The organism is Enterobacter cloacae complex sp. P27C, from assembly GCF_014895705.1.
GTDB lineage: Bacteria > Pseudomonadota > Gammaproteobacteria > Enterobacterales > Enterobacteriaceae > Enterobacter > Enterobacter bugandensis.
This window is the reverse complement of the sequence record NZ_JADBQB010000002.1, coordinates 14,698-38,715: the sequence shown is the minus strand read 5'-3', so window position 1 is coordinate 38,715 and position 24,018 is coordinate 14,698. Positions and strand designations below refer to the sequence as shown.

The 24,018-nt window shown below is 57.2% G+C and carries 15 protein-coding genes; 8 read left to right on the top strand and 7 right to left on the bottom strand.

Features of this window, described 5'->3' with window-relative positions; translation table 11 throughout:
* Nucleotide 1: 1 nt before the first annotated feature.
* Together iroC and iroB are read right to left on the bottom strand one after the other, a co-directional pair.
* The gene (gene iroC / locus IM291_RS03625) at nt 2–3,661 is read right to left on the bottom strand and encodes a salmochelin/enterobactin export ABC transporter IroC (protein WP_192986176.1); all 3,660 of its coding nucleotides are present in this window, start codon (nt 3,659–3,661) and stop codon (nt 2–4) included.
* A gap of 141 nt (nt 3,662–3,802) precedes the next feature.
* Nucleotides 3,803–4,918: a salmochelin biosynthesis C-glycosyltransferase IroB gene (gene iroB, locus IM291_RS03620; protein WP_017384908.1), complete on the bottom strand. Its 1,116-nt coding sequence runs from the start codon at nt 4,916–4,918 to the stop codon at nt 3,803–3,805.
* A 670-nt stretch (nt 4,919–5,588) separates the two neighbouring features.
* On the opposite strand from iroB, the gene IM291_RS03615 reads away from it, so the two are divergent.
* The 6 genes from IM291_RS03615 to IM291_RS03590 all read left to right on the top strand — a co-directional run bounded on the left by IM291_RS03615 (nt 5,589) and on the right by IM291_RS03590 (nt 13,754).
* Nucleotides 5,589–6,776, top strand: a complete 1,188-nt coding sequence (locus IM291_RS03615) for an efflux RND transporter periplasmic adaptor subunit (RefSeq protein ID WP_023303343.1) — start codon at nt 5,589–5,591, stop codon at nt 6,774–6,776.
* Nucleotides 6,773–8,713 carry a MacB family efflux pump subunit gene (locus tag IM291_RS03610; protein ID WP_192972089.1) on the top strand — a complete coding sequence of 647 codons (1,941 nt, stop codon included), beginning with the start codon at nt 6,773–6,775 and terminating at the stop codon, nt 8,711–8,713. Before IM291_RS03615 ends, IM291_RS03610 begins: the two co-directional genes overlap by 4 nt.
* Before the next feature lie 3 nt (nt 8,714–8,716).
* A complete protein-coding gene (locus IM291_RS03605) occupies nt 8,717–10,087 on the top strand; it encodes an efflux transporter outer membrane subunit (RefSeq protein WP_192972088.1) in 1,371 nt (456 codons plus the stop codon).
* A gap of 184 nt (nt 10,088–10,271) precedes the next feature.
* Nucleotides 10,272–11,648: a glycoside hydrolase family 1 protein gene (locus tag IM291_RS03600; protein ID WP_192972087.1), complete on the top strand. Its 1,377-nt coding sequence runs from the start codon at nt 10,272–10,274 to the stop codon at nt 11,646–11,648.
* Between the two features lie 51 nt (nt 11,649–11,699).
* Nucleotides 11,700–13,022 (top strand): PTS sugar transporter subunit IIC, encoded by a 1,323-nt coding sequence (locus tag IM291_RS03595; protein ID WP_048999183.1) that lies wholly within the window; start codon nt 11,700–11,702, stop codon nt 13,020–13,022.
* A gap of 15 nt (nt 13,023–13,037) precedes the next feature.
* On the top strand, nt 13,038–13,754 hold the full coding sequence (locus IM291_RS03590; protein WP_025912880.1) for a GntR family transcriptional regulator: 717 nt from the start codon (nt 13,038–13,040) through the stop codon (nt 13,752–13,754).
* Between the two features lie 41 nt (nt 13,755–13,795).
* On the opposite strand, the gene ldtB is transcribed toward IM291_RS03590, so the two are convergent.
* The gene (ldtB, locus tag IM291_RS03585) at nt 13,796–14,716 is read right to left on the bottom strand and encodes a L,D-transpeptidase (protein WP_008501186.1); all 921 of its coding nucleotides are present in this window, start codon (nt 14,714–14,716) and stop codon (nt 13,796–13,798) included.
* A 222-nt stretch (nt 14,717–14,938) separates the two neighbouring features.
* Between ldtB and IM291_RS03580 the strand changes: the two genes are divergently transcribed.
* Nucleotides 14,939–16,534: an ABC-F family ATPase gene (locus tag IM291_RS03580; protein WP_047368156.1), complete on the top strand. Its 1,596-nt coding sequence runs from the start codon at nt 14,939–14,941 to the stop codon at nt 16,532–16,534.
* A 187-nt stretch (nt 16,535–16,721) separates the two neighbouring features.
* Here the strand turns inward: IM291_RS03580 and IM291_RS03575 are convergent, their stop codons facing one another.
* Together IM291_RS03575 and IM291_RS03570 are read right to left on the bottom strand one after the other, a co-directional pair.
* Entirely contained in the window at nt 16,722–19,085 is a 2,364-nt protein-coding gene (locus IM291_RS03575; RefSeq protein WP_192986174.1) for a TIM-barrel domain-containing protein, read from the bottom strand.
* Nucleotides 19,086–19,102: 17 nt separating this feature from the next.
* Entirely contained in the window at nt 19,103–20,404 is a 1,302-nt protein-coding gene (locus IM291_RS03570; protein WP_028012467.1) for an MFS transporter, read from the bottom strand.
* Nucleotides 20,405–20,692: 288 nt separating this feature from the next.
* Here IM291_RS03570 and IM291_RS03565 point away from each other — a divergent pair, with 288 nt between their 5' ends.
* Nucleotides 20,693–21,766, top strand: a complete 1,074-nt coding sequence (locus tag IM291_RS03565; RefSeq protein WP_047368158.1) for a LacI family DNA-binding transcriptional regulator — start codon at nt 20,693–20,695, stop codon at nt 21,764–21,766.
* Here IM291_RS03565 and IM291_RS03560 read toward each other — a convergent pair.
* Both IM291_RS03560 and IM291_RS03555 read right to left on the bottom strand, forming a co-directional pair.
* A complete protein-coding gene (locus IM291_RS03560) occupies nt 21,763–23,019 on the bottom strand; it encodes a DUF1479 domain-containing protein (RefSeq protein WP_048957029.1) in 1,257 nt (418 codons plus the stop codon). The genes IM291_RS03565 and IM291_RS03560 overlap by 4 nt on opposite strands.
* A gap of 149 nt (nt 23,020–23,168) precedes the next feature.
* Complete coding sequence (locus IM291_RS03555) at nt 23,169–23,984, bottom strand: Cof-type HAD-IIB family hydrolase (protein WP_192986172.1); 816 nt, start codon at nt 23,982–23,984, stop codon at nt 23,169–23,171.
* Between the last annotated feature and the right edge of the window lie 34 nt (nt 23,985–24,018).

Genomic DNA, 24,018 nt, shown 5'->3' with positions numbered 1-24,018 from the left:
ATTACTCTTCCACGATTTCCCCCGTGATGTCGTGCTGGCGATGGGGAACAGAGCTGCCGACGCTGTCATGCCACAAGCGGGTGTAGAGGCCGCCGGCCGCTAACAGCTGTTCGTGGGTGCCGTATTCCGCAAGCTGCCCCTTATCGATAACGGCAATCAGATCGCAGCGCTGCGCGGTGGTCAGACGGTGCGCCACAATCAGCGCCAGGTGCTTCCCGGTGTGCGCGACGTCTGTTAACGATGACATCAATCGCTCTTCGGATGTGCGATCCAGGCGTGACGTGGCTTCATCGAGCAGCAGGATGTGAGCATTCGCCAGTTGTGCGCGGGCCAGCGCAATCAGCTGGCGCTGACCTGCGGACAGATCGGCACCGCCGTTATTCACCGGTGTCCGGAATCCCTGCGGCAGATTGCGCACCGTCTCATACAGCCCTGCCTGTTGAGAGGCAATCTCAACGTCGTCATTGGTACTGGATGGCCGTGAATAACGAATGTTTTCCGCGATATCACCACTAAACAACGCCACATCCTGATCGACCAGCCCAATCTGGCGACGGTAATCGGAAAGCGAGGCATCATCAATTATCCGATCGCCAATGCTGATCCTGCCGTGGGTGGGGGAATACAATCCGGCGATCAGCTTAATCAGCGTTGACTTACCCGCACCGCTGCGACCAACGACCGCGACGACCCTTCCCTCAGGGATTGTCAGGGTAAGTTTGTTCAGCGCGGGTTCAGGGCTGTCGGGATAACTGAACGTGACCTCATCAAGATGCAGCGCGCCGGTGGCGGGCGGTGCGGAAGAGGGCTCGATGTTCTCTGTGCCTTCGGTCGCCAGCAGTTCATTGATATGTTTGCCGCTGGCCGTCGCCTGCTGCCAGGCGTCGACAATTCCTGATAACTGCTGCACTGGCCCATAGAATTGCCCCAGCAGCAGGAAGAAAGCCGCCAGCACCCCGGCGGTCATTTCGCCTTCGGCGACCCGCGATGCACCCACCAGAAGAACGGCGGCATAGGAGGCCTCGGTGCAGAAGGTCAGGAACGGGAAATAGACGGCAAGGTATTTTTGCGCACGTACGCGGGTCGCACGGAACCGATCCGATAACGCGCGCAGCCGGGCGGCTTCCTGTTCCTGCTGGCCATGCGATTGCACAACGCGCAAGCCGGAGACTTTCTCCTGCAGGGTGCTGTTGACTTTGCCTATTTCCAGCCGCGCCTGCGCATAAGCAGGGGAGCTGAGGCGGCGATAAATCCAGGTTGCCAGTGCGACCACTGGCACCGCGCTTAATGCCGTCAGCGCCAGGAGCGGGTCGAGCCAGAACATGGCGGCGGCGATGGCGAACATTGTCACCAGGCTGGTGGCTGCACCGGCAAGGCCGTTTTGCAGAAAGCGGGCGAGAGAGTCCACATCTACGGTCATGCGGGTCAGACGCGAATCGACATGCTTTTCATGCCAGGGGAGACCAAGACGCAGCATATGGCCGAAGCTGCGCAAGCGCACCGTATGCTGGACTGACTCTGCCGCTCTGGCGGCGAAGACTGTCTGTAGTGAATAACAGCACCAGCTCACGGCCACCAGGCACAGGGCGAATAGGGCACAGAGGCCGATAGTCGAGATATCGCCTGTGGCAACGCCGGAGTCAATGCCGCGCTGCAGCAGTATAAGTACCCCGACGCCTGCCGCCGAATCGAGGGCGATCAGCAGGGCGGCGATGACGAACATCCACGCCACGGGCTTCAGCAGCGACGTGACTTTGCGGCCTTTACCGGCCAGCGCCTGCTGTACTGCATTTTCCGGCACGCGCGTCATACGGGCGACAAAGCCTTTATCCCCCGTCTGCGCCGCATCGTCTTGTGCCGCTGGTACGGTCGGCCACAATCCGTTAGGCCCACTGTGGGAAGGCGTGAGGAAATCGCCGTCGCCGGTCATCAGCGCGCGGAACGCCGGACAGCGCGCTTCAAGTTCTGCCTGGGTTCCGGTGTCCACCACCCGGCCCTTATCCAGCACCACAATCCGGCTGGCTAACTGAAGCGTCGAACGGCGTCGGGCAATCACCAGCAGCATATGCTTTTCGTCAGCATAGCGACTCAGCGCGGTGTTGATCTCCGCTTCAGTACCGGCATCGACCGCCGAGGTGGTGTCATCGAGGATCAACACTTCCGGCGCGGTAATGAGCGCCCGTGCCAGCGCGATTCGCTGCCTCTGTCCGCCGGAAAGATTCGTACCGCGTTCGGTTAATTGGGTATCGAAACCTTTCGGCAGGGCGTTGATAAAATCGCTGGCTCCTGCTGCCCTCGCCGCGAGGCGAATGTCGTCCGCCGTTGCCTGAGGGTGCCCGTAGGCGATATTTTCCGCCACCGAACCGGCAAACAGAAAAGCATCCTCAAACACAACGCCTACCCGACGACGAAGCGCCTCCAGCCTGAGATCGCGGAGGTTCTGTCGGCCTGCGCTGGTGTTGAGCCATATCTCTCCGGCGCTGGGATCGTAAAAACGCGCCAGCAGCATCAGCAGCGTGGATTTCCCGGAACCCGATGCGCCCACTACCGCCACCGTTTCACCGGCGTGCAGGGAAAAGGAGACATCGCTGAGGATGCGTCTGCCGCCACGGTACTCGAAGCTCATATTCTCCAGTTGCAGCCCGATAACCTGACCGTTAACCGCCTCCGTCCCGTCTTCCATCTGCGAACGGGTGTCGATCAGAGCAAACACGCGCTCCACGGACGCCTGGGTGCGCTGGGCGATAACCAGAAACGATGCCAGTACACGGGTTGGCCCGGTCAGCATCGCGAGGAAGCTGGCAAACGCCACGAAGGTGCCGAGATCGATGCGACCGTGCATAACCGACCAGCCGCCGTAGCACAGCAGGACGATTTGCCCGAGCACCGGTAGCGCCAGCATGGTGGCACCTGGCATCGCCTGCGAGATGGCCGCGCCGATGCGTACCCGCACCATCTGCCGCGACTGGCGATCCAGCCAGCGCGTTTCACGCAGCTCCGCCACGCAGGATTTTACCACTGAGATCTGCGCCAGCACCTCGCGCATATGTTCGGTGAGATTTGCCAGTCGGTCCGAGGCCAGCCCGGTTTGCGCGAAGACCCGGCGACGCGCGCGCAGCGCAGTGATAGCCAGGCATGCCAGTACGCACACGACGATGAGCGTCATGGCGGGTGACATCCACAGCATCACGGCAATGCCGGCAATGTAATAAGTGAACACCGCCAGCGGCACCGGGCACATCTGTAGCAGGGTATGCACCTGCTGCAGATCGCTGTTGGTCCGTGAAATCACCTGCCCGGTGCGCAGTGCGTCCTGGCCTGCGCCGTCAAGTTTTTGAATACTGTCGAATGCCCGTCCTCGCAGGGTGTGCTGCACCCAGAGCGAGAGCTCCCCGGCATAACCGCGGCGCACGTAGTTACCGATGAAATCAAAAAAGGCAATCAGCAATAGCCCGCAGGCCAGCCACGGCAGACGAGTCGGATTGCCCGCCAGCGCGTCGTTCACCGCTTGCCTTGTCAGCAACGGCGTCAGCGCGGCCAGCAGAATGGTCGAGACCGACGCTACCACTACGATGATGCTAAGTTTCTTACGTTCCCAGCACACGCGTGCCAGGCGAACTATCCAGGACCGCGCAGGAGTGGGAGAGTGAGTCGCAGGCATTAAGCCTCCTCCGTCTGTAAAAAATAGGATCCAAGTCGGATCGCTGTGCAAAAAAAAGCGCCAGCCCGATCCGGTCCCGCATTGTTACGGGCGTATCTCCTGGATGTGTGCTGGCGTATGATCGTCATGACGGCGTAGTGGCTACCCTTTCTGTACCCTCGCGATCAGGCTTTTCGCCACCTCGCTCGGACAGGGTTGCGCTGCCATTTCCGCCGCTACCTCTTCAGAGGCGTCGCGAAGCGCGCGATTGTCGAGGAAAGCATTGATCATGCTGCTCGACAGGCCGTCGTCGCCGGGGATGATCCCGCAGCCGCGTTCGACAACAGCGCGGGCATTTACCGGGCGATCGGCACCCTGGCCGAAGACGATCTGTGGAATACCGGCGTGCAGCGCCGTCAGGGTATTGCCCGCGCCACCATGATGAATGAAGCCATCTGCGCCGTTCAGGAAGGCTCCCATGGGTATCCAGTCGACCAGGCGAACATTTGAGGGCAGTGAGCGCAGATCCGACCGCGCATTGGCCGAAAGATGCAGGATGATCTCGGCATCGACTTCACTGGCGGAATCCATCACCCAGGCGATCAGGTCAAGGCCGTCGACCATCGGTTTGACGGTACCGAGACTCACCAGCAGACGTTTACGGTCGGGCGTCCTCTCCCACCACGGTTCCCACACCGCGCCGCCGTTGTACGGGACGTACTGCATGGGAATAATGGGTTCTCCGTCGTTTTCAAGAATGCTCATGCTCGGTGGTGTTACGTCGATCCAGGCCATATCGCGCGGTGCGGCCCCAACGCCGTGGCGATGATAGGCGTCCGCGAGCGAACGCGTTACGCCTTTGATATGCCAGGGCGTATGGCCGAAGCCGACGGTTTGCATTACGACCGGTATATCGTATTTGGCGGCAATCAGAGGCCCGATGACCCCGAGCGGCGGGTAGATGATGAGATCGGGCCGCCAGTGTCCGGCAAACTCCACCAGGTGGTCGGCCATCTCTTCGCTGAAGAATGAGAAGTTGCCCATTTTTGTGCCGATGTTGCTTTCTTTTCGCTGTGCCTCGCGGCGGCGATAGTCAGCTTCAGAATCAAAACCGGGTGCGGCGTCAAATACCACCAGCCCTGCTTCTGCCGCTTTTTGGGCGAATTTTCCTCCGCTGGCGATCAGCACTTCATGGCCGTTAACGCGAAACGCCTGTGCCAGAGACAGCACAGGATACAGCAGCCCATAGAGAGGCGGGCCTACAAACAAAATACGCATGAGAAAATCCCTCTCCGCTTGACGAACTAAATCAGGAAGTCGACGCAGTCATATGCCAGCAGCATGACGTTAATTTTCGTTAAGCCTGCTTTGACAGACGCTGCGTCCTTTTTGAGTTTCATCAGCCTTACGAACGGTCCTGTCGCTGACTATTCCGTGACGTAGGCTGGTGAATCGGGAATTCCTTGTCCCGGCTTCCATTAACGCTTACGCGCCGTTGTCCTTTTGAACAGCCCAGGCGGCGTCGTGCTGCCACGCCGCGGTGTTCAGATGCATTTGTTGAGTGTGAGACCGTTCAACAAACCTGGAGAGGCTTGTTTCCTGAGACCTCTGTATACCTTGCCAGATAAACCATCAGTGCAAATGCTAATGATAATAATTACTATTATCATATGTGAGTTGCAACTATAATTAAGCACTTAATGCACAATGAATCGATTATGGGAAAAATCGCAGGTGGGGCTCAGCAAAAGGGGACTCTGTGGATTTAGGCACAAAATCCCACGCTTGCGGCGGTTTACAGGCGGACCTGGTGATTCTGTGTAATTGATGGCGGGGGTCTACGATGACGCTACTTCACCAAATTGCGCGGGTTTACCTCCCGTAAATACTGGCGATGTTACTATGATGCCTGATTCACTGCTGTTTATCGTTATGGAAAACCTGCGTAATGTTAACAAAATTCCCTCCCCGACGCGTAATGACCTGTGCTGCGGCTCTGCTAATTATTTTTAGCATCGCCTTGTTCTTCTTCCTGAGAAGCCCCGAGGTTCCTGAGTATGTTACCGCTCCAGTACGCATCGGCGATATTGAAAACGCCGTACTTGCTACCGGTCGAATTGATGCGATTGAGCGGGTCAACGTTGGGGCACAGGTTTCTGGCCAGGTTAAGTCGCTGAAGGTGAAGTTAGGCGATCGTGTCACTAAAGGGCAGCTCATCGCTGAAATTGATGACGTGCCGCAGCGGAATGATTTACGCAACGCAGAAGCTGCTCTCAACGTGGTAAAAGCGGACCTTCAGGCTAAGCAGGCGCAGTTGAAGCAAGCCTCATTGCGTTTTAAGCGCCAGCGCCAGATGTTAAATGAGGATGCCAGCTCGAGAGAAGATTTCGAAACGGCTGAAACCACGCTGGCCAGTACCCGCGCTGAGCTATCGGCACTGAACGCCAAACTCGTCCAGGCGCAAATTGATGTCGACAAGAAAAAGGTCGATTTGGGTTATACAAAAGTTGTTGCTCCCATGGACGGCATTGTTATTGCCGTTGTCACCCAACAGGGCCAAACGGTTAACTCCAGCCAAAGTGCGCCGACCATTATCAAACTCGCACGTCTGGACGTGATGACAATTAAAGCCCAGATCTCTGAGGCGGATATCACGCGAATTTCACCGGGACAGAAAGCCAGATTCACCATTTTCTCTGAGCCGGATAAGCATTATGACGCCACGTTACGTACCGTTGAACTGGCACCTGAGTCGGTTATGAAAGATGATAGCCTTGCCAGCAGTAGCTCAGCCTCAGGGTCAGGCACGTCAAATGCTTCGGTGTACTACAACGCGCTGCTGGATGTCCCTAATCCAGAAAATCGGCTGCGAATTGCCATGACAGCACAGGTGACCTTGCTGGCTGGAGAAGCTAAAAATACGTTACTGGTGCCGATTCAGGCTGTGCACAAGGTGAGTGGCAACAAACAGCAGGTGCAGATATTGACCAGTGATAACCGGCTGGAAACCCGTGAGGTCAAAACCGGCATTACTAACAGTGTGGATATCCAGATCCTGGACGGTGTAAAAGTCGGGGAACATGTTGTGTTATCGCAGCCGGGTGAAAAAGCGCCCGGGGAAGGGTTTGTATCTTGAGTAATATCATAGAACTCAAGGGCATCAGCCGCACTTACAGGAACGGTGGACAGGATCTCACCGTGCTTAAAGGGATTGATTTGACTATCGCTGCTGGGGAGATGGTCGCGATCATCGGCGCCTCCGGTTCCGGTAAGTCAACCCTGATGAATATTATGGGCTGTCTCGATGTCCCTGATTGTGGCGATTACTTTATCAGCGGTCAAAATGCCGCCCAGCTTTCACCTGACGATCTGGCAAGGATCCGCCGTGAGCACATCGGTTTTATCTTCCAGCGTTATCATTTAATGCCCGACCTGAGCGCGTTAAGTAACGTTGAAATTCCGGCGATTTATGCCAACAGTGAGCGCGAAAAGCGCCGTCTGCGCGCGGCGACATTGCTTGGAAGACTCGGGCTGGAAGGTCGTGAACATCATAAGCCGGGAGAGCTTTCAGGCGGCCAGCAGCAGCGTGTGAGTATTGCCCGCTCGCTGATTAACGGCGGTGAAATCATTCTGGCGGATGAACCCACCGGCGCGCTGGATACGCAGTCCGGTCAGGAGGTACTGTCAATACTCAGTGAACTGAATCAGCGTGGCCATACCGTGGTTATGGTGACACATGATATGAAGGTAGCGCAGCATGCTAACCGTATTATTGAGCTGCGTGACGGTGAAATTATTTCTGATACCGGCAGTCGTGTTACCTCCGGGGTTGCCCTTAAACGACCTGACAGCGTTCAGCAAAGCTGGTGGCAAAGTATTGTTGACCGTACCCGTGAATCCCTGCACATGGCGTTAAAAGCGATGAATGCGCATCGCCTGCGCACGACGTTAACCATGACGGGCATTATTTTTGGTATCGCCGCGGTTGTTACGGTGGTGGCACTGGGAGAAGGCGCGAAACAGCGAACCCTTGATAATATCAAGGAGCTTGGAACCAACGTGGTGAGCATCTACCCGGGAAGGGATTTCTTTGACGACAGCACTGAAGCCATTCGTACACTGGTCCCGGCAGACGCCGAAGCATTAGCAAAGCAGGGGTTTGTTGACAGCGTCAGCCCCGAAGTTAACGCTTCCGACAACATTCGCTTTCTGGGTAAATCCGCTACCGCCACGATCAATGGCGTTGGGCGCGATCATTTTCGCGTAAACGGTATTGAACTGTTGCAGGGATCAACTTTCCAGGACGATCGAAATGCCTCGCAGGAAGTCATCATTGATGAAAACGCCCGCAAGGCGTTATTTGACGATGCGGGACTCAAGGCACTTGGGCAAATCGTTTTTCTGGGTTCCGTGCCTGCACGGGTTGTCGGCATCGCCAAAGGGAACAGCCGAAGCTATGCGCCTAATCGCATTAACGTCTGGATGCCTTACAGCACGGTGATGTATCGAATGACAGGAAAACCGGTGTTGACCAGCATCAGCGTAAGGCTTAAGGATGATGTTGCCAACGAGGCAGCGGTCAGCGCTATTTCTCAGCTTCTCACTCAACGCCACGGCGTGAAAGACTTCCAGCTTTATAATTTCGAGCAGATTCGACAATCAATCGAACGGACCTCAATGACCTTTAGCATCCTGATTCTGATGGTGGCCTGCATCTCGCTGATGATCGGCAGCATTGGGGTGATGAATATCATGCTGGTGTCGGTCACGGAACGGACCCATGAGATTGGCGTACGAATGGCGGTCGGTGCGCGTCAGGGCGATATCATGCAGCAGTTTATGATTGAGGCTGTGCTGGTATGTCTAATAGGCGGAGTGTTAGGTATTGCACTGTCGTATGCCGCCGGAGGGCTGTTCACCGCGCTGGCAGGGGGCATTTTCACCGCCATTTATTCGTGGCAGGCCGCTGCTGCCGCATTCTTCTGCTCAACTTTAATCGGCATGATCTTTGGTTATCTCCCTGCCCGCAAGGCAGCAAGGATGGATCCGGTCGTTTCACTGGCCAGCGAGTAACCCATGAAAATATTATCCCCTTTAACGGTATGCCTTGCTGTCCTGCTTAGTGCTGGCTGCGCCGACTCTCTGAAAAGCGACTATCAGCCTCCTGAGGTGAAATACCCTGCCAACTGGTATCAGGCGGATGCTGCGGAGGAGAGGATGCCGTTCGACTGGCAGGCCTTTAACGATCCAGACCTCGACGGCTGGCTGCGGCAGGTGATGGTGCGCAATAACGATGTCGCTGGAGCAGTATTGCGTGTTTATCGCGCCCGCCTGGAAGAAGAGCGGATTGGCATCACAAACGATCCGGGACTAAAAGGTTCGCTCGCGCTTGACGGTAAAAAACAGCTGAACAGCTCAGCCAACTGGAGCAGGGGCAGCGTTGCCAGTATTAATACCAGCTATGAGCTGGATCTGTGGGGCAAAATAGCGCGGCAGCGCGATGCGAAGGCGTGGGCACGTTTTGCCTCGGAAGAGGATCTGCGTTCTGCACGCCTGACGCTGCTTTCAAATGCCAGTAATAATTACTGGCGCTTAGGCTTTATTAACCAGCAGCTGTCTGTCCTGCAACAAAGCATCAACTATGCAAAAGAGACGCTGCGCCTGGCTAACGCGCGTTATGCCGCGGGCGGTGCCTCCTCTCTGGATGTTGTGGATGCTCAGCAGGGCGTGCTTTCGCAGGAAAACAGGCTGGCGGCGTTGAAGAATGAACGTTTACAGGCGCTCAATCAGCAAGCCGTTTTGCTTGGAACCGCGCCGGGCAGCGCGATAGTCGAACCGAAAGCGTTACCAATGGGACCACTGCCGCAGGTCAGTGGAAAGATCCCGGTCAACGTGCTGCGGCATCGACCCGATATCAGCGCTAAAGAGTGGCGGGTACGGGAAGCATTGGCCACCGTTGATGTCCAGCGTACTGCATTTTATCCAGCGTTTAGTCTGACCGGCTCGCTTGGCACCAGCAGCAGCAGCCTTATGGCCTTCCTGGAAAATCCTGTAGGCTCTGTTGGAGCAAACCTGACCCTGCCGTTCCTGGAATGGAGAGAAAGGGGCATGGACGTGAAGATTGCCCGCAACGACTACGAGCAACGGGTTCTGGAGTTTAAACAGGAACTTTACAAGGCGATGAGTAGCATAGAAGATGCGCTTGCTTTGCGTCATCAACTCCTGGAACAGGAGACGCTTCTACGTGAAGGCCTGGAACTGGCGAAAAAATCAGAGAGGCTAAACGAAGTTCGCTATCGCCAGGGCGCGGTGCGAATTTCTTTCTGGCTTGATGCTCAGGAGAAACGCCGTCAGGCTGAACTGGCACTGTATGAAAATCGCTTTAACCAGTTAAATAATCTGGCAAAAATCTATATGGAGTTCGGCGGTTCGGTATCTTTTCCCTGAATTGCGCAGACTCATTTACGTCTGGCAGCAATAGGACTTGCTGCCAGGGCGCAGTTCGCAAGACATCCCTCGTCATTATTCAAACCCATCTCACAAAAATCGTTCCTCCCCTTTGATCGAAATTTCATCTCCGACTATATGACTAGTCATATCATTTAAATGACTAGTCATATAGGAGGCAACCATGAATCAATCACTGCCAGCCAACTTCTTATGGGGCAACTCGGTGTCGAGCATGCAGACGGAAGGGGCCTGGAATGAGGGCGGAAAGGGGATGTCGGTGTACGACATTCGCGAAGCTGGAGAAAACATCTCCGACTGGAAAGTGGCCACCGACTCCTACCACCGCTACCGGGAAGATTTCGACCTGATGCAGGATCTGGGCATGAACTGCTACCGCTTCCAGATATCCTGGAGCCGCGTCTGCCCGCAGGGCGACGGCGCGTTCAACGACGAGGGCATCGCCTTTTACGACCGCTTTATTGACGATCTCATCGCCCGCGGCATCGAGCCGATGGTCTGCCTCTACCACTTCGACATGCCGCTGGCGCTGGCGCAGGAGTACAACGGCTTCAACGATCGCCGCGTGGTGGAGGCTTTTATCCGCTACGGCAAAAAGATGATCGACTGCTTCGGCGACCGGGTAAAGTACTGGCTGACCTTTAACGAGCAGAACATCTTCCATATGCCGGAAGCGTTCCGCATTTCCGGCTATATGAAAGGCGAGAAAACCCTGCGCGAGCTGTATGAGCTTCAGCACCATGCGATGATGGCGCACATGTCGCTGACCGAATACCTGCACCAGACTAAGCCAGGCCAGCTAATGGGCGGCATGCTGGCGCACCAGCTGATCTATCCGGCCACCTGCAAGCCGCGCGATATCTTCTGCGCCCAGCAGTATGACGAATTCCTCAACCAGAACCTGCTGCGCGTCTTTGCAGGCCAGGGCTACAGCCCGGCGGTGATGGCGGTGGTAGAGCAGGAGGGCTTCGGTGATATCTATCGCGCCGACGATCTCGCTCTGTTTGCCCGCACGAAAAACGACTTTATGGCCTTCAGCTACTATGCCAGCAAAACGCTGGACAGCGATGCGATCCCGGAAGGCACGCCGGTCAACTATTACCTGCTGCACGGTGAGAAAAATAACCCCTACCTGAAAGCCACCGAGTGGAACTGGCAGATTGACCCGCTCGGTTTTCGCACCATCATCACGCGTTATGCCAACGACTGGCGCATGCCGGTCTTCCCAATTGAAAACGGTATTGGGGTGATTGAGTCCTGGGACGGGGTTAACCCGATTGAGGACACCTACCGCATCGACTACCACCGGGCGCATATCGAGGCCATGAAGGAAGCCATGTTCGAGGATGGCGCAGAGGTCATTGGCTATCTCGGCTGGGGGTTAATTGACATTCTCAGCTCTCAGGGTGACATGCGTAAGCGCTACGGCGTGGTCTACGTCAACCGCGAGAATCATGACCTGAAAGACCTTAAGCGCGTGCCGAAGAAGAGCTACGCGTGGTTAAAACAGGTTATCCATACCAACGGACGCGAGATGTAAGCCGTACGCTGCCGGGCCGTTTTTGTGACTGATTGATGGGAACACTCCGCTATGTCTGAAACAAAAATCACACCGCACATGCAGTCCTTTGTCGATAAATTTGTTGAGTTCTCGGCGCGCCTGGCAAACCAGGTGCACCTGCGATCCCTGCGCGACGCCTTCGCCACGGTGATGCCGATTTTCATCCTCGCCGGTCTGGCGGTGCTGGTGAACAACGTGGTGTTCCCGTGGATTTTTGAGGGCGACACGCTCACACAGTTTAAGGTGTGGGGCGAGGCGATTATTAACGGCACGCTGAACATCGCCGCGCTGCTGCTGGCGCCGATGATTGCCTGGTCGCTGGCGCGCAACAAAGATTTCGACAATCCGGTCTCGGCAGTGGTTATCGCCGTCAGCAGCTTTATCATCATGATGCCGATGCGCTTACAGGTTACGCCCGTTGGCAGCGACGCTGCGGTCAGCGTGACGCAGGTGCTGACGTTCGCCAATATCGGCTCCACCGGGATTTTCGCCGGGGTGCTGATTGGCCTGCTCTCCACCGAGCTGTTCATCGCCATTTCGCGGCTGAAGGCGCTGCACATTTCGCTGGGGGAAAACGTACCCCCGGCGGTGAGCAAATCCTTTACCGCGCTGATCCCAACCATTCTTACCTTGTCGGTGTTCGCCGTGCTGGCGGCGCTGCTGGCAAACGTGCTGCATACGGATCTGATCCATCTCATCACGACCTTTATCCAGCAGCCGCTGCGGCTGATCAACACCAGCCTGCCGGGGACGATTTTCATCTACAGCTTCGGCAACTTCCTGTTCACGCTCGGCATTCATCAGTCGGTGGTCAACAGCGTGGTGCTGGAGCCGTTTCTACTGATTAACACCAACGAGAACATGCTGGCCTTCGCCAACGGACAGCCCATCCCGCACATCATCAACAACATCTTTGTGCCGACGTTTGGCATGGTGGGCGGTACGGGCAGCACGATCTCGCTGCTGATCGCCATCTTTATCTTCTCGCGGCAACAATCGGCGAAGCAGGTGGCGCGTCTGTCGCTGGCACCGGGCCTGTTTAATATCAACGAGCCGGTGATTTTCGGCCTGCCGATCGTCTTTAACCTGCCGCTGATGATCCCGTTTGTGCTGCTGCCCGCCATCGGCATTTACTTCGCCTGGCTCTGCACCACGCTGGGGTTAATGTCCCGCTGCGTGGTGATGATCCCCTGGACCACGCCGCCGATCCTCAGCGCCTGGCTGGCGACGGCGGGGGACTGGCGCGCCGTGGTGGTCCAGTTGGCAATCATCGTATTTGGTGTATTCTTCTACCTGCCTTTCCTCAAAATTGCCGAGCGAGTGGCCTTGAAAAACAGCGGGATAGAAAACTAACAGAAAGGAAGGACGATGGCGGCGAAGTACATCACCATAGCGCGGGAAATTAAGAAACGCATTATCAGCCAGCAGTACGCCGCCAACGAACCCCTGCCGGATCAGTTTGCACTGGCGGCGGAGTTCAGTACCAGCCGGATGACTATTCAGCAGGCGATGCGCCAGCTGATCGTCGAAGGGCTGGTCTACACCCGCCAGGGGCAGGGGACGTTCATCCGCAAAAACTTCCTCCAGCTCTCGCAGTGGGATCTCTCCGGCAGCGACTACTTTGGCGCGACCAAAACCTGGGCGCATCTGGGTACGGTGACGAGCCAGGTGGTGCATTTCGAACTGCGCTTCCCGAACGAAAAAGAGCAGGCGTCGCTGATGATTAACGCCGATGCGCCGATCTACGACTTCATTCGCCTGCGTTTACTGAACGGCGAACCGATGTCGCTGGATTCCACGGTGATGCCGATGAATCTGGTGCCGGGCCTGACGAAAAACCACCTTGAAGGGTCAGTGTTTCAGTACGTTCAGGAAACCCTGGGGCTGAAAATTATGGGGTCATACCGGGTCGTGCGGGCGCTAAAGCCCAGCGCGCTGGACAGAGAGCATCTGGTCTGTGAGGAAACCGATCCGGTGCTGGAGGTGGAGCAGGTCATTTATCTGGAAGATGGCACGCCGCTGGAGTATGCCCACTGCCACTATCGCTACGACCACGGCGGGATTGTGATAGTGAATAACGGATAAAAAAAAGCGGGCCTCGAGGCCCGCTTTTTTGATGCGCGTAATTAGTTCAGACGCACCGGCATACCGGAACGGTTCTGAATCGCCTGGTCGACGATGGTGGTTTCCACGTCTGGCTGAGAGGTCACTGACTGCACCGCGCTGTTCAGCGTAATCGGCACGATCTCGTTGTTGTTGATCTGGTCTTCGCTGGTGGAGAGCGGGTTGTGCACTTCGATGTAGCGGCTGCCGTCTGGCTCAGACGTCGCTTTCACCGGTTCGTTGATGAACTGCACGCGCGTACCGACCGGCACGTTTTCGAACAGGAACTTGATGTCGTCGTTACGCAGGCGCACGCAGCCGTGGCTCACGCGCAGGCCGATACCGAAGTTGGCGTTGGTGCCGTGGATGGCGTACAGACGACCAATGTACAGCGCGTACAGGCCCATCGGGTTATCCGGGCCGGCTGGCACAACGGCGGGCAGCGGCTCGCCCGCAGCGATGTATTCCGCGTGCATTTTTGCCGTCGGCGTCCAGGTTGGGCCTGCTTTCTTACGCTCTACTTTGGTGGTCCAGTTCAGCGGGGTGTCTTTACCCAACTGGCCGATACCGATTGGCAGCACGATAACGGTGTTGGTGCCTTTCGGGTAGTAATACAGACGCATTTCGGCGCTGTTAATCACGATGCCTTCATGAACGGTATCCGGCAGGATCAGCTGCTGAGGAATATTCAGCACGGTACCTGCTTTTGGCAGATACGGGTCAACGCCCGGGTTCGCTTCCAGCATGTTGGACAGGCCCAGCTGGTACTGCGCGGCGAAATACTCCAGCGGCTGAGAGTTACCCTCAGGCACCGTCACCACCTGGTTTTGACCCACCAGACGGCTTCCGTCTGTCGGCAGGGGATACGTCACCGCAGACGCGGTCTTACAAAAACCTACTACGGCTAACGCCGCCGCAAAAAGCGTTGTTAATTTCATGTTCATGTTGTGCGAGGTATCTAAGCCATTCAGGCGATGAGTTGATAAGTCTGAATCTGTGATGGGAGCGCATTATATGTGCATTCCCGCTAACAGGGAATTCAGATGTGTACGAAATCACATTTTTTTCGATTTTGTTAAAGTTTAGTGGATTGCCGCAACACGGGATCTCAATTCGGAATTGTGGCATAATGCCGTGTTTATCACACTTTTCGCAGGAATCTCTCCGTGTTAGTTACCAGCAACGTCACTATGCAGTTTGGCAGTAAGCCGCTGTTCGAAAACATTTCCGTCAAATTTGGCGGCGGCAACCGTTACGGCCTGATTGGTGCCAACGGTAGCGGAAAATCCACCTTTATGAAGATCCTCGGCGGCGATTTAGAGCCGACGCTGGGCAACGTGTCGCTCGATCCGAACGAGCGTATCGGTAAGCTGCGTCAGGATCAGTTCGCCTTCGAAGAGTTCACCGTGCTCGACACCGTGATCATGGGGCACGCGGAGCTGTGGGAAGTGAAGCAGGAGCGCGATCGTATCTACGGTCTCGCCGAAATGAGCGAAGAAGACGGCTATAAAGTGGCCGATCTGGAAACCCAGTACGGCGAAATGGATGGCTACTCTGCGGAAGCGCGTGCGGGCGAGCTGCTGCTGGGCGTGGGTATTCCGGTTGAACAGCATTACGGCCCGATGAGCGAAGTCGCGCCAGGCTGGAAGCTGCGCGTGCTGCTGGCGCAGGCGCTGTTCTCTAACCCGGACATCCTGCTGCTCGACGAACCAACGAACAACCTGGACATCGATACCATCCGCTGGCTGGAGCAGACGCTGAACGACCGCGACAGCACCATGATCATCATCTCGCACGACCGTCACTTCCTGAACATGGTCTGTACGCACATGGCGGATCTGGACTACGGCGAGCTGCGCGTTTATCCGGGCAACTACGACGAGTACATGACGGCAGCCACCCAGGCGCGTGAACGTCTGCTTGCCGACAACGCCAAGAAGAAAGCGCAGATTGCGGACCTGCAGTCCTTCGTGAGCCGCTTCAGCGCTAACGCCTCTAAATCCCGTCAGGCGACCTCGCGTGCCCGTCAGATCGACAAAATCAAGCTGGAAGAGGTTAAAGCCTCCAGCCGTCAGAACCCGTTCATTCGCTTTGAGCAGGACAAGAAGCTGTTCCGTAACGCGCTGGAAGTTGAGGCGCTTACCAAAGGCTTTGATGAAGGCCCGCTGTTTAAAAACTTCAACCTGCTGCTGGAAGTGGGTGAGAAGATTGCCATTCTGGGCGCCAACGGCGTGGGTAAATCTACCCTGCTGAAAACCCTGGTGGGTGAACTGCAGCCGGACAACGGCACCGTGAAGTGGTCCGAGAACGCGCAGATTGGCTACTACGCGCAGGATCATGAGTACGAGTTCGAAAATGACCTGACCGTCTTCGACTGGATGAGCCAGTGGAAGCAGGAAGGTGACGACGAGCAGGCGGTGCGCAGCATTCTGGGTCGTCTGCTGTTCAGCCAGGACGACATCAAAAAGCCGGCCAAAGTGCTCTCCGGTGGTGAAAAAGGCCGCATGCTGTTTGGCAAGCTGATGATGGAAAAACCGAACATTCTGGTGATGGACGAACCGACCAACCACCTGGACATGGAATCGATCGAATCGCTGAACATGGCGCTGGAGATGTATCAGGGCACCCTGATCTTCGTCTCTCACGACCGTGAGTTCGTCAGCTCCCTGGCGACCCGCGTGATCGAAATTACGCCAGAGCGCGTGGTGGACTTCAGCGGTAACTACGAAGATTACCTGCGCAGCAAAGGTATCGACGGCTAATTTCCCGTCGTCTTTCACGCTGCAGATGCGTTGGCTGCACCTGTTCACCCCAGTCACTTACTTATGTAAGCTCCCGGGGATTCACAGGTTTGCCGCCTTCCTGCAGCGCGAAATACTTAGGGAAAGGCGTCGTGCCTTTATCCCCTCTCCCCGTGGGAGAGGGTTAGGGTGAGGGCATCTGGCCGCACTACACCACCCACTCGCTCCCTTCAACCCCGTTCACCCGCAGCGTACGTTTTTCCCCCGCCGGTAACGACACCTTCAGCGCCTTCCACGCCGGACGATAATCCCCGCGCGCGTTGACCTTCAGGTTGATGGTTGCGCCATCACACTCCATTTCCCATTCCACCCACAGCGCATTGCCCTTTTGATAGCCCCAGCTTTCACCGTCGTCCTCAAACAGCAGCCCCGTGGTTGTGCCGACGCCTTTAACCGGGAACAGCTTCAGCTCGCGGGTCGTATCTTTTTCAGCACTCACATGCGTGATGCGCTCGCTAAGCGGCAGACCGGCCCCGGCGCGCACCAGCAGCGGCAGTTTTTCCAGCGGCGCATCAAGGACGATGGATTGCCCGCCCGCATACCACGCGTGGGTGTAAAAATCGTACCAGCCCGTTTCGTTATCCGGCAGCCAGACGCGGCGCTCGCGCTGCCCGGCTTCGACGACGCTGGCGACCAGCAGGTCGCGGCCCAGCAGGAAGTCATCGCACTCTTCGAAGGTCTGCGCGTCGTGCTCGTGGTCGAGGAAGGTCGGGCGCAGCATCGGCTCGTCGTCGGCGTGCGCCTGCCAGAGCAGGGTGTAGAGATACGGCAGCAGGCGGTAGCGCAGCTCAATGGCGCTGCGGATCGCAGGGGTCACGCCTGGGTACATCCACGGCTCGTTCACGGTGCGATCGTCATTCCAGGAATGGATGGTAAAGCGCGGGTGCATTACGCCGTTCTGCACCCAGCGCACGAACAGCTCGGCGTCCGGCTTGTCGCCGGAGAAACCGCCCACGTCGTGACCGACGTTGAATAATCCGGACAGGCTCATGCCCAGCCCCATGCGGATGTTATAGCGCAGCGTGTCCCAGTTGGTGCGGTTGTCGCCGCTCCAGGTCTGAACGTAGCGCTGCATCCCGGCGCAGCCGGAGCGGGAGATGAGATACGGGCGTTTTTCCGGCGCAAAGCGCTGCTGCGCTTCCAGCGAGGCGCGCATCATCAGCAGCGGCATCACCGGGCGAATATGCTTGATGGCGATCTCCTTGCCGAAGCCAAAGCAGCGGGCTTCCCCGTCCCACACTTCATACTCGTTGTTGTCGTTCCAGGTGGAGTCGATGCCCATCTCCAGCAACTGCGTGGTCACGCCGTTCTGCCACCACTGCACCGTCTGCGGGTTGGTGAAGTCGAGGTGCGAGCCTTCGTCATCCCAGAAGCTGGAACGTTCAGGCGCGTCGGTTTCTGAATCGCGAATGAACAGGCCGCGTTCCGCCACTTCGTTATAGCGGGGATGATCCTGCAGCAGGCACGGCTTGATATTGGCCGCAAGCTTCAGTCCCGCGTCGTGGAAGGCCTGGCTCATCGCCTTCGGCTGCGGCACTTTGTCGTAGTTCCAGTTGAAGACGTAGCGCTTGCCGTTGATGGAGGTATAGCCGGACGAGAGCTGGAACGAATCGCACGGAATGGCGTGCTCTTCGCACAGGCGGATGAAGTTCATCAGCTGATTCTGCGCGTCCGGTGCGTCGGTGTAGTGCATGGTCGAGCCGCTGTAGCCCAGGCTCCACTTCGGCCCAAACAGCGTTTTCCCGGTCAGGCGCACGAAGGCTTTGGTGACGTCCAGCGCGTGCTTGCCGGTAAAGAGGTAGTAATCAATATCACCCGCTTCCGCCTGCCAGCGGCGATAGGCGGTGTGATAGTTGTCGATCTCGTTGCCCAGATCCAGCCAGCAGCTGCTCAGGTTGTCGTAAAACAGACCGTAGCTCACGTCGTCGCGGCGGGTAAGGGTGAACGGAATGTGCTTGTAGAGCGGGTCGGTGCTGACGGCGTTATAGCCCATGGCGTCCAGGTTGCGCATCTCGTAGCGTTTGCCGTTGCGCTGCAGATCGCCCGCTTTCTCACCCAGGCCGTAGAAACGCTCATCCTTGCGACGGCTGAGATAGTGCGCCACGCCATCGCCGTGGGCGTTCAGCAGGTAGGCGCTGGTCGGGCGATCCTGGACCAGCGGCTGCCATTCGCCCGCATCATTACGGTAGTGCCACTCCAGCCACAGGGGCTGGTGGACGGTCACGCGCAGCTGCTCGGTTGCCACCGTCACTACGTCATCCTGCTGCGTCAGGGTCCAGGCCGGGCAGGAGAAACCGCTCAAGTCGTCACGACGGCGGCCTTCCCACGGCACGTCTTGTTCCGGCGCGATGCTCCAGGTGCGGTCCAGCGCCAGCTCGCCTTTGCGCTTAATCAGCACGCGGAACAGGTTCTGTTCCAGCACGTACAGGCACAGGCGGTGCTGATTATCGACCAGCAGCTCCAGATGATTCGCAGACTGCTTATCAACGGTCCAGTTTTTCAGGGTTTTCATATGCAATACATCCACTATCAGGCGCGCTTGGCGCGACGTTCAGCAATAAATGCCACCAGGAAGAGAGCGCCAATCAGGTCAAAAAAGCCCATGGCAATAAAGAGCGGGTTGAAGCCGATTTTGTCGGCGGTCACCCCGATTAACAGGGAGAACAGGAAGCTGGCGATCCACGCCGCCGAGCCGCGCATGCCGTTGACGGTCGCCATCTGGCCCTTATCGAAGGACTCCACCACCAGCGCGCTCAGCATGCAGGAGATAATCTGGTGCCCGAAGCCGCCGATGGAGATCAGTACGATGGTGATATACGGGTCGCGAGTCACGGCGACGATGGCCAGCGAAATCATCAGAAACGCGCCGGTGACGGAGCTTGCCACCACCGAGTTCACGCGGGAGCAGCCGAACCAGCGGGTGTAGAGCCGGGTGAGGTAGCCGCTCGCCACGCTGCCGAGGTCGGCGGCCAGGAACGGCAGCCAGGCGAACATCGCGATCTGTTTCAAATCCATGCCGTGCTCTTTAGCGAGGTACAGCGGCACCCAGAAGCTCAGCACCGCCCAGGCGGGTTCTGCCATAAAGGCCGGGATGGCGATACCGTAGAAGCGTTTGTTTTTCGAGACGGTTTTCAGCGCGGTCAGGAAGGGCAGCTTGACCGGTGCGGGTTCGTTATCCTGTTTGATAAACGCCAGCTCGTCGCGGCTCAGGTTCGGGTGCTGTTCCGGGTTGTGGTAGAAAGCCCACCAGAGGATCACCCACAGCAGCGCCAGCACGCCGGTAAACATAAACGCGCCCTGCCAGCCGAACGAGGCGTGAGCAAAGTAGATGATAGGCGGGGCCAGCATCGCGCCGATGGAGAAGCCCACGCCCGCCCAGCCGGCGGCAACGGGACGTTCCGATTTAGGGAACCATTCGCCGATGGTTTTGGCATTCGCTGGCGTGGCGGCAGCTTCGGAAGCACCCATAAAGAAGCGCAGAATGGCCAGGTGCAGCCAGCTTCCGGCGCCCGCGTGGAAGATACACATCAGCGCCCAGATCCCGGCGCAGACCATAAAGCCAATCTTCAGGCCGATGACGTCAATCAGCCAGCCGCACAGGGGCTGGAAAATGGTGTAGGCGATCTGAAACGCGCCGACTATCCAGGAGTACTGCTCGGTGGTGATCCCGAGGCTCTCTTTCAGTTCCGGGGCGAGGATCCCCAGCGAGTTACGGGTGATGTAGTTAACGGTGACGCCAAGTAAAAACAGCACCAGCACGTACCAGCGCAAATTCTTAATGACGCGACGGGTTTTGCTTGTCGCAACGGTGTTATTGATGTCCTGACTCATTTTACTCTCCACAAGACGGACGGTAAGGGGACGGAGGTTCAGGTGTCACACAGATTGTTATGCCTTTGATTTCTATCCGCTTAGAATGCTTAAGTTGCTATACAACTAGTATGGAAGCTGTGTGACAAGTTCACCTTAGGGAAGAAAATGAGAGGGCAAAAGTGGATTTTGTGCAAAATTTCTCATAACTGACGTAAACCCTCTGGCATGATGGTCTTTATGTCAGTTATTGCCTGATGAACACGCTATGAAAATTTTTTCATTTCGCAAATGGAGCCAGATCACAAAATGGACAAAAGGCTAAAAATCACCGAAATCGCCGCCCGTACCCAGCTCTCCATCAGTACGGTTTCCCGTGTGCTGGCAGGCAAAGCGAATACCAGCGAAAAGGCGCGGGCTAAGGTGCTGGCGTGCGCGCGGGAGCTGGGGGTGATGGACGGCATGGCGGCGGGGCGTCTGCTGCTTAACAGCCTGGTGGTTTTTGCCCCTCAGCGTGCCTTCGACGAGCGGTCCGACATCTTTTACTACCGCGTGATCCAGAGCGTGAGCAAAGGGCTTGCCTCGCACGAGGTTCGGCTGCGCTACTGCGCGCTGGAGGAGAACGACAGCGACGCCCAGATTTTTCTGGCACGCATGAACGAGCCGGATACCCAGGCGGCCATTCTGCTCGGTATCGACGATCCGCATATCCACGATCTGGCGGTGGATGTGGGGAAACCCTGCATGCTGATTAACTGCCGGGACCGCCGCATGCGCCTGCCTGCCGTTGCCCCGGATCATCGCGCCATCGGCGAGCGGGCGGCGGAGTACCTGTTCGAGATGGGGCACCGCGAGGTGATGAACGTGCTGTGCCTGCGTCGCTACACCATGGAGCTGCGCCTGGCGGGGATCCGCGACGCGTGGCACGCTCATAATCTCAGGTTTAACGACAGGCGCGATCTGCTGGTGGTGCCAAGCTTCAGCGCCAGAGAGACGGAGCAACTGGTGAGCGAGTGGCTTAACCAACAGAAGGGAAAAGACCTGCCGACGGCGTTCCTGGTAGGCGGGGACTTTATGGCGGCAGGCACCATCAGCGCGCTGCAAAATCACGGTCTGCGCGTGCCGCAGGACGTCTCGGTGATGAGCATTGACGGCTTTAATCTGGCGGCGATTCAGGATGTGCCCTTAACGGCGGTGCATGTTCCCCGCGACGAGCTGGGAACGGAAGCGGTGCATATGCTCCAGCAGCGGCTGATGCGCCCGGACGCGCCGGTAGGAACATTGCTGCTGAACGGCACGCTGGCCGTGCGGGAATCGGTACGGCGGATACGTCAGGGGAAACGACGCACCGCCGTGGAGCGGGAAGGGCTGTACGACAGTTAAGCCATGCCCAGCGCACGCTTGCCGTGGATATTGAGATCGTTCACGGTAAAACGGTCCTGCCAGCTTTTTTCATAATCCTCGCGCGGGAAGTCTCCCGGCGACGCGCCGGTTTCCAGCGCTTCCTTGACCTTTTTCGCATAGGCGAGGTTCTTCTCGCACATTGGCGCGGCGGGGATGTACATCACGTTGCCCCAGCCCTGCTGATTTTCCACCGGCGCGACAGAGTGGATCACGTCGCAGTGCCACCACACGGAATCGCCGGCTTCCAGCGCCGGAATACTGGTTAATGCTTCGACAAGCAGCGGGTGCCACTTCTCGGAAATCGGCAGCACGCGCCCCGGCGCCACGCCGCAGAGTTCGTCTTCCGGCACGTCGTCCAGCAGCGGACGCAGCAGAATGTAGGCCATTGCTTCCGGGATCGGCACCACGTGCAGCAGCCCCTGGCCGGGGATCATGTCCGACAGCGCCGTCCAGCCCTGGAAGGTGCGGAACACCGAGCATTTGGTGGTGTTATCCACGGTGTATTCTTCCACTTCAGTACGGTGCGCGGCGTTCCACGGATCGTATTTCTCGACGTTGCCGTCAAACACGCGGGCAAACACCTGCTGGTAAGCCGGCAGCAGCCAGCGCTCCAGCGCGCCGGAATCGGTATGCGCCCCCAGCCCTTTGGAGGTGGTTCCCGGCGGACGGCGGCGAATGCGGTCCGGGTAAATCACGCTCACGTCAGGGTCGAACCACTGCTTGCCGTTGCTCTCGAATGTCCATAAACGGTTCAGGAACGACTGCACCTGCGCCATCGCTTCACTCTGGCGCGCCTGCATTTGTGCCTGGGACCAGTAGATCGGGTAAATCTCCGGGCGGGAGGCGGTTAAGGTGCCGAAGAAGTTGTCGCCCGGCCCTTTGTACACCTCGTCAAACTTGTTCAGATCGAGGTAGTCGAGCATCGACCGATCCCACGCCAGCGCCTGCTCGCGGGGGAAGTGACCTTTAATCACCGCGCAGCCGCGGCGCTTAACGGCCTCGCGCTGAGCGTCGGTAATCGTGCCGTTTTTCACATCTGCAAACGGAATCACCGGCCAGACGGATTCGCCTTTATTTTTCAGGGCGTTGATCTCCGCCACGCGGGTGGCGATTTTATCGCTGAGCTTGTCGAACACCGCCTGCACGTCGCCGATCTGCGCGCGTAACTCACGTTTTAACTGACGGATTGCCGCTTTGTGGTCCGCTGGCAAGGTTTCACTGGTAAAGGTCATAACTGCCTCGCATCTTTCATTCGAAAGTAAAAATATCTACAAGTGATACTTTAAGTTAAAAATAAGTTAATGCAAGTTTAAAAACTTGACGCAAGCCACAGGACGGAAAAAGAGTGAGAGGCCGGAGCGGGGCTCCGGCGAGGAAAGGATCAGACGTCGAAAGGAGAGTGGTTGTCGAGCACGGCCTGAATCACGTTCAGCGCGCCCTGATGGTTGTTATCGTCGGTGCTGTAGCGGCTAATGTCTTTAATGCTCTGCGCCGCGTTGCCCATCGCAAAAGAGTATTTCACCAGCTTCAGCATTTCCGCGTCGTTGCCGCTGTCGCCAATGCCGACGCACTCCTGCGGGGAGATTTTCCAGCGTTTCAGCAGGCGGCTAATGCCGTTGGCTTTGTGCAGGCCGGGGATAATCAAATCGACAAAACCGAAACCGCTGGTGACCGGCTTCATGATGCCGTCCAGGGAGACGTGCAGTTTATCGACCAGGTTCGGGATATCGCTGTCCGGCAGGTTCAGGGAGAACTTAAACAGCACGTCATCGATTTCGCGGTAATCGCTGATGCGTTTTAAGCGGTGATAGTGCTTTGACATCAGCGCCACGAAGGCGTCCGGGGCTTTGTCGCTGACGTAGGCGCTCTCCAGCCCGCAGGCTACAAAGTTCAGCCCTTTGTCTTTCAGCAGTTCGCCAATAACGATCTGCGACTCATGGTGGGTCAGCTCGCCGTGGAAAACCTGCTCGCCGTGATCGAACACCAGCGCGCCGTTCTCCGCCACGAAGGAGATCTGCTCTTTCAGCTCGGGGAAGAAGGAGATGAGCTGGTAATACTGGTTGCCGCTGGCGACAACGAATTCAATATCGCGGGCTTTAAGCTGTTCAAACTGTGCCTGGAAGCGGTCACGATCGTACTGCTTGGCATCATCAAGGAAAGTTCCGTCCATATCGGTGACGATAACTTTAACGGTCATACTGTGCTCCTGGGTCACTGCGTTTTGAAACATT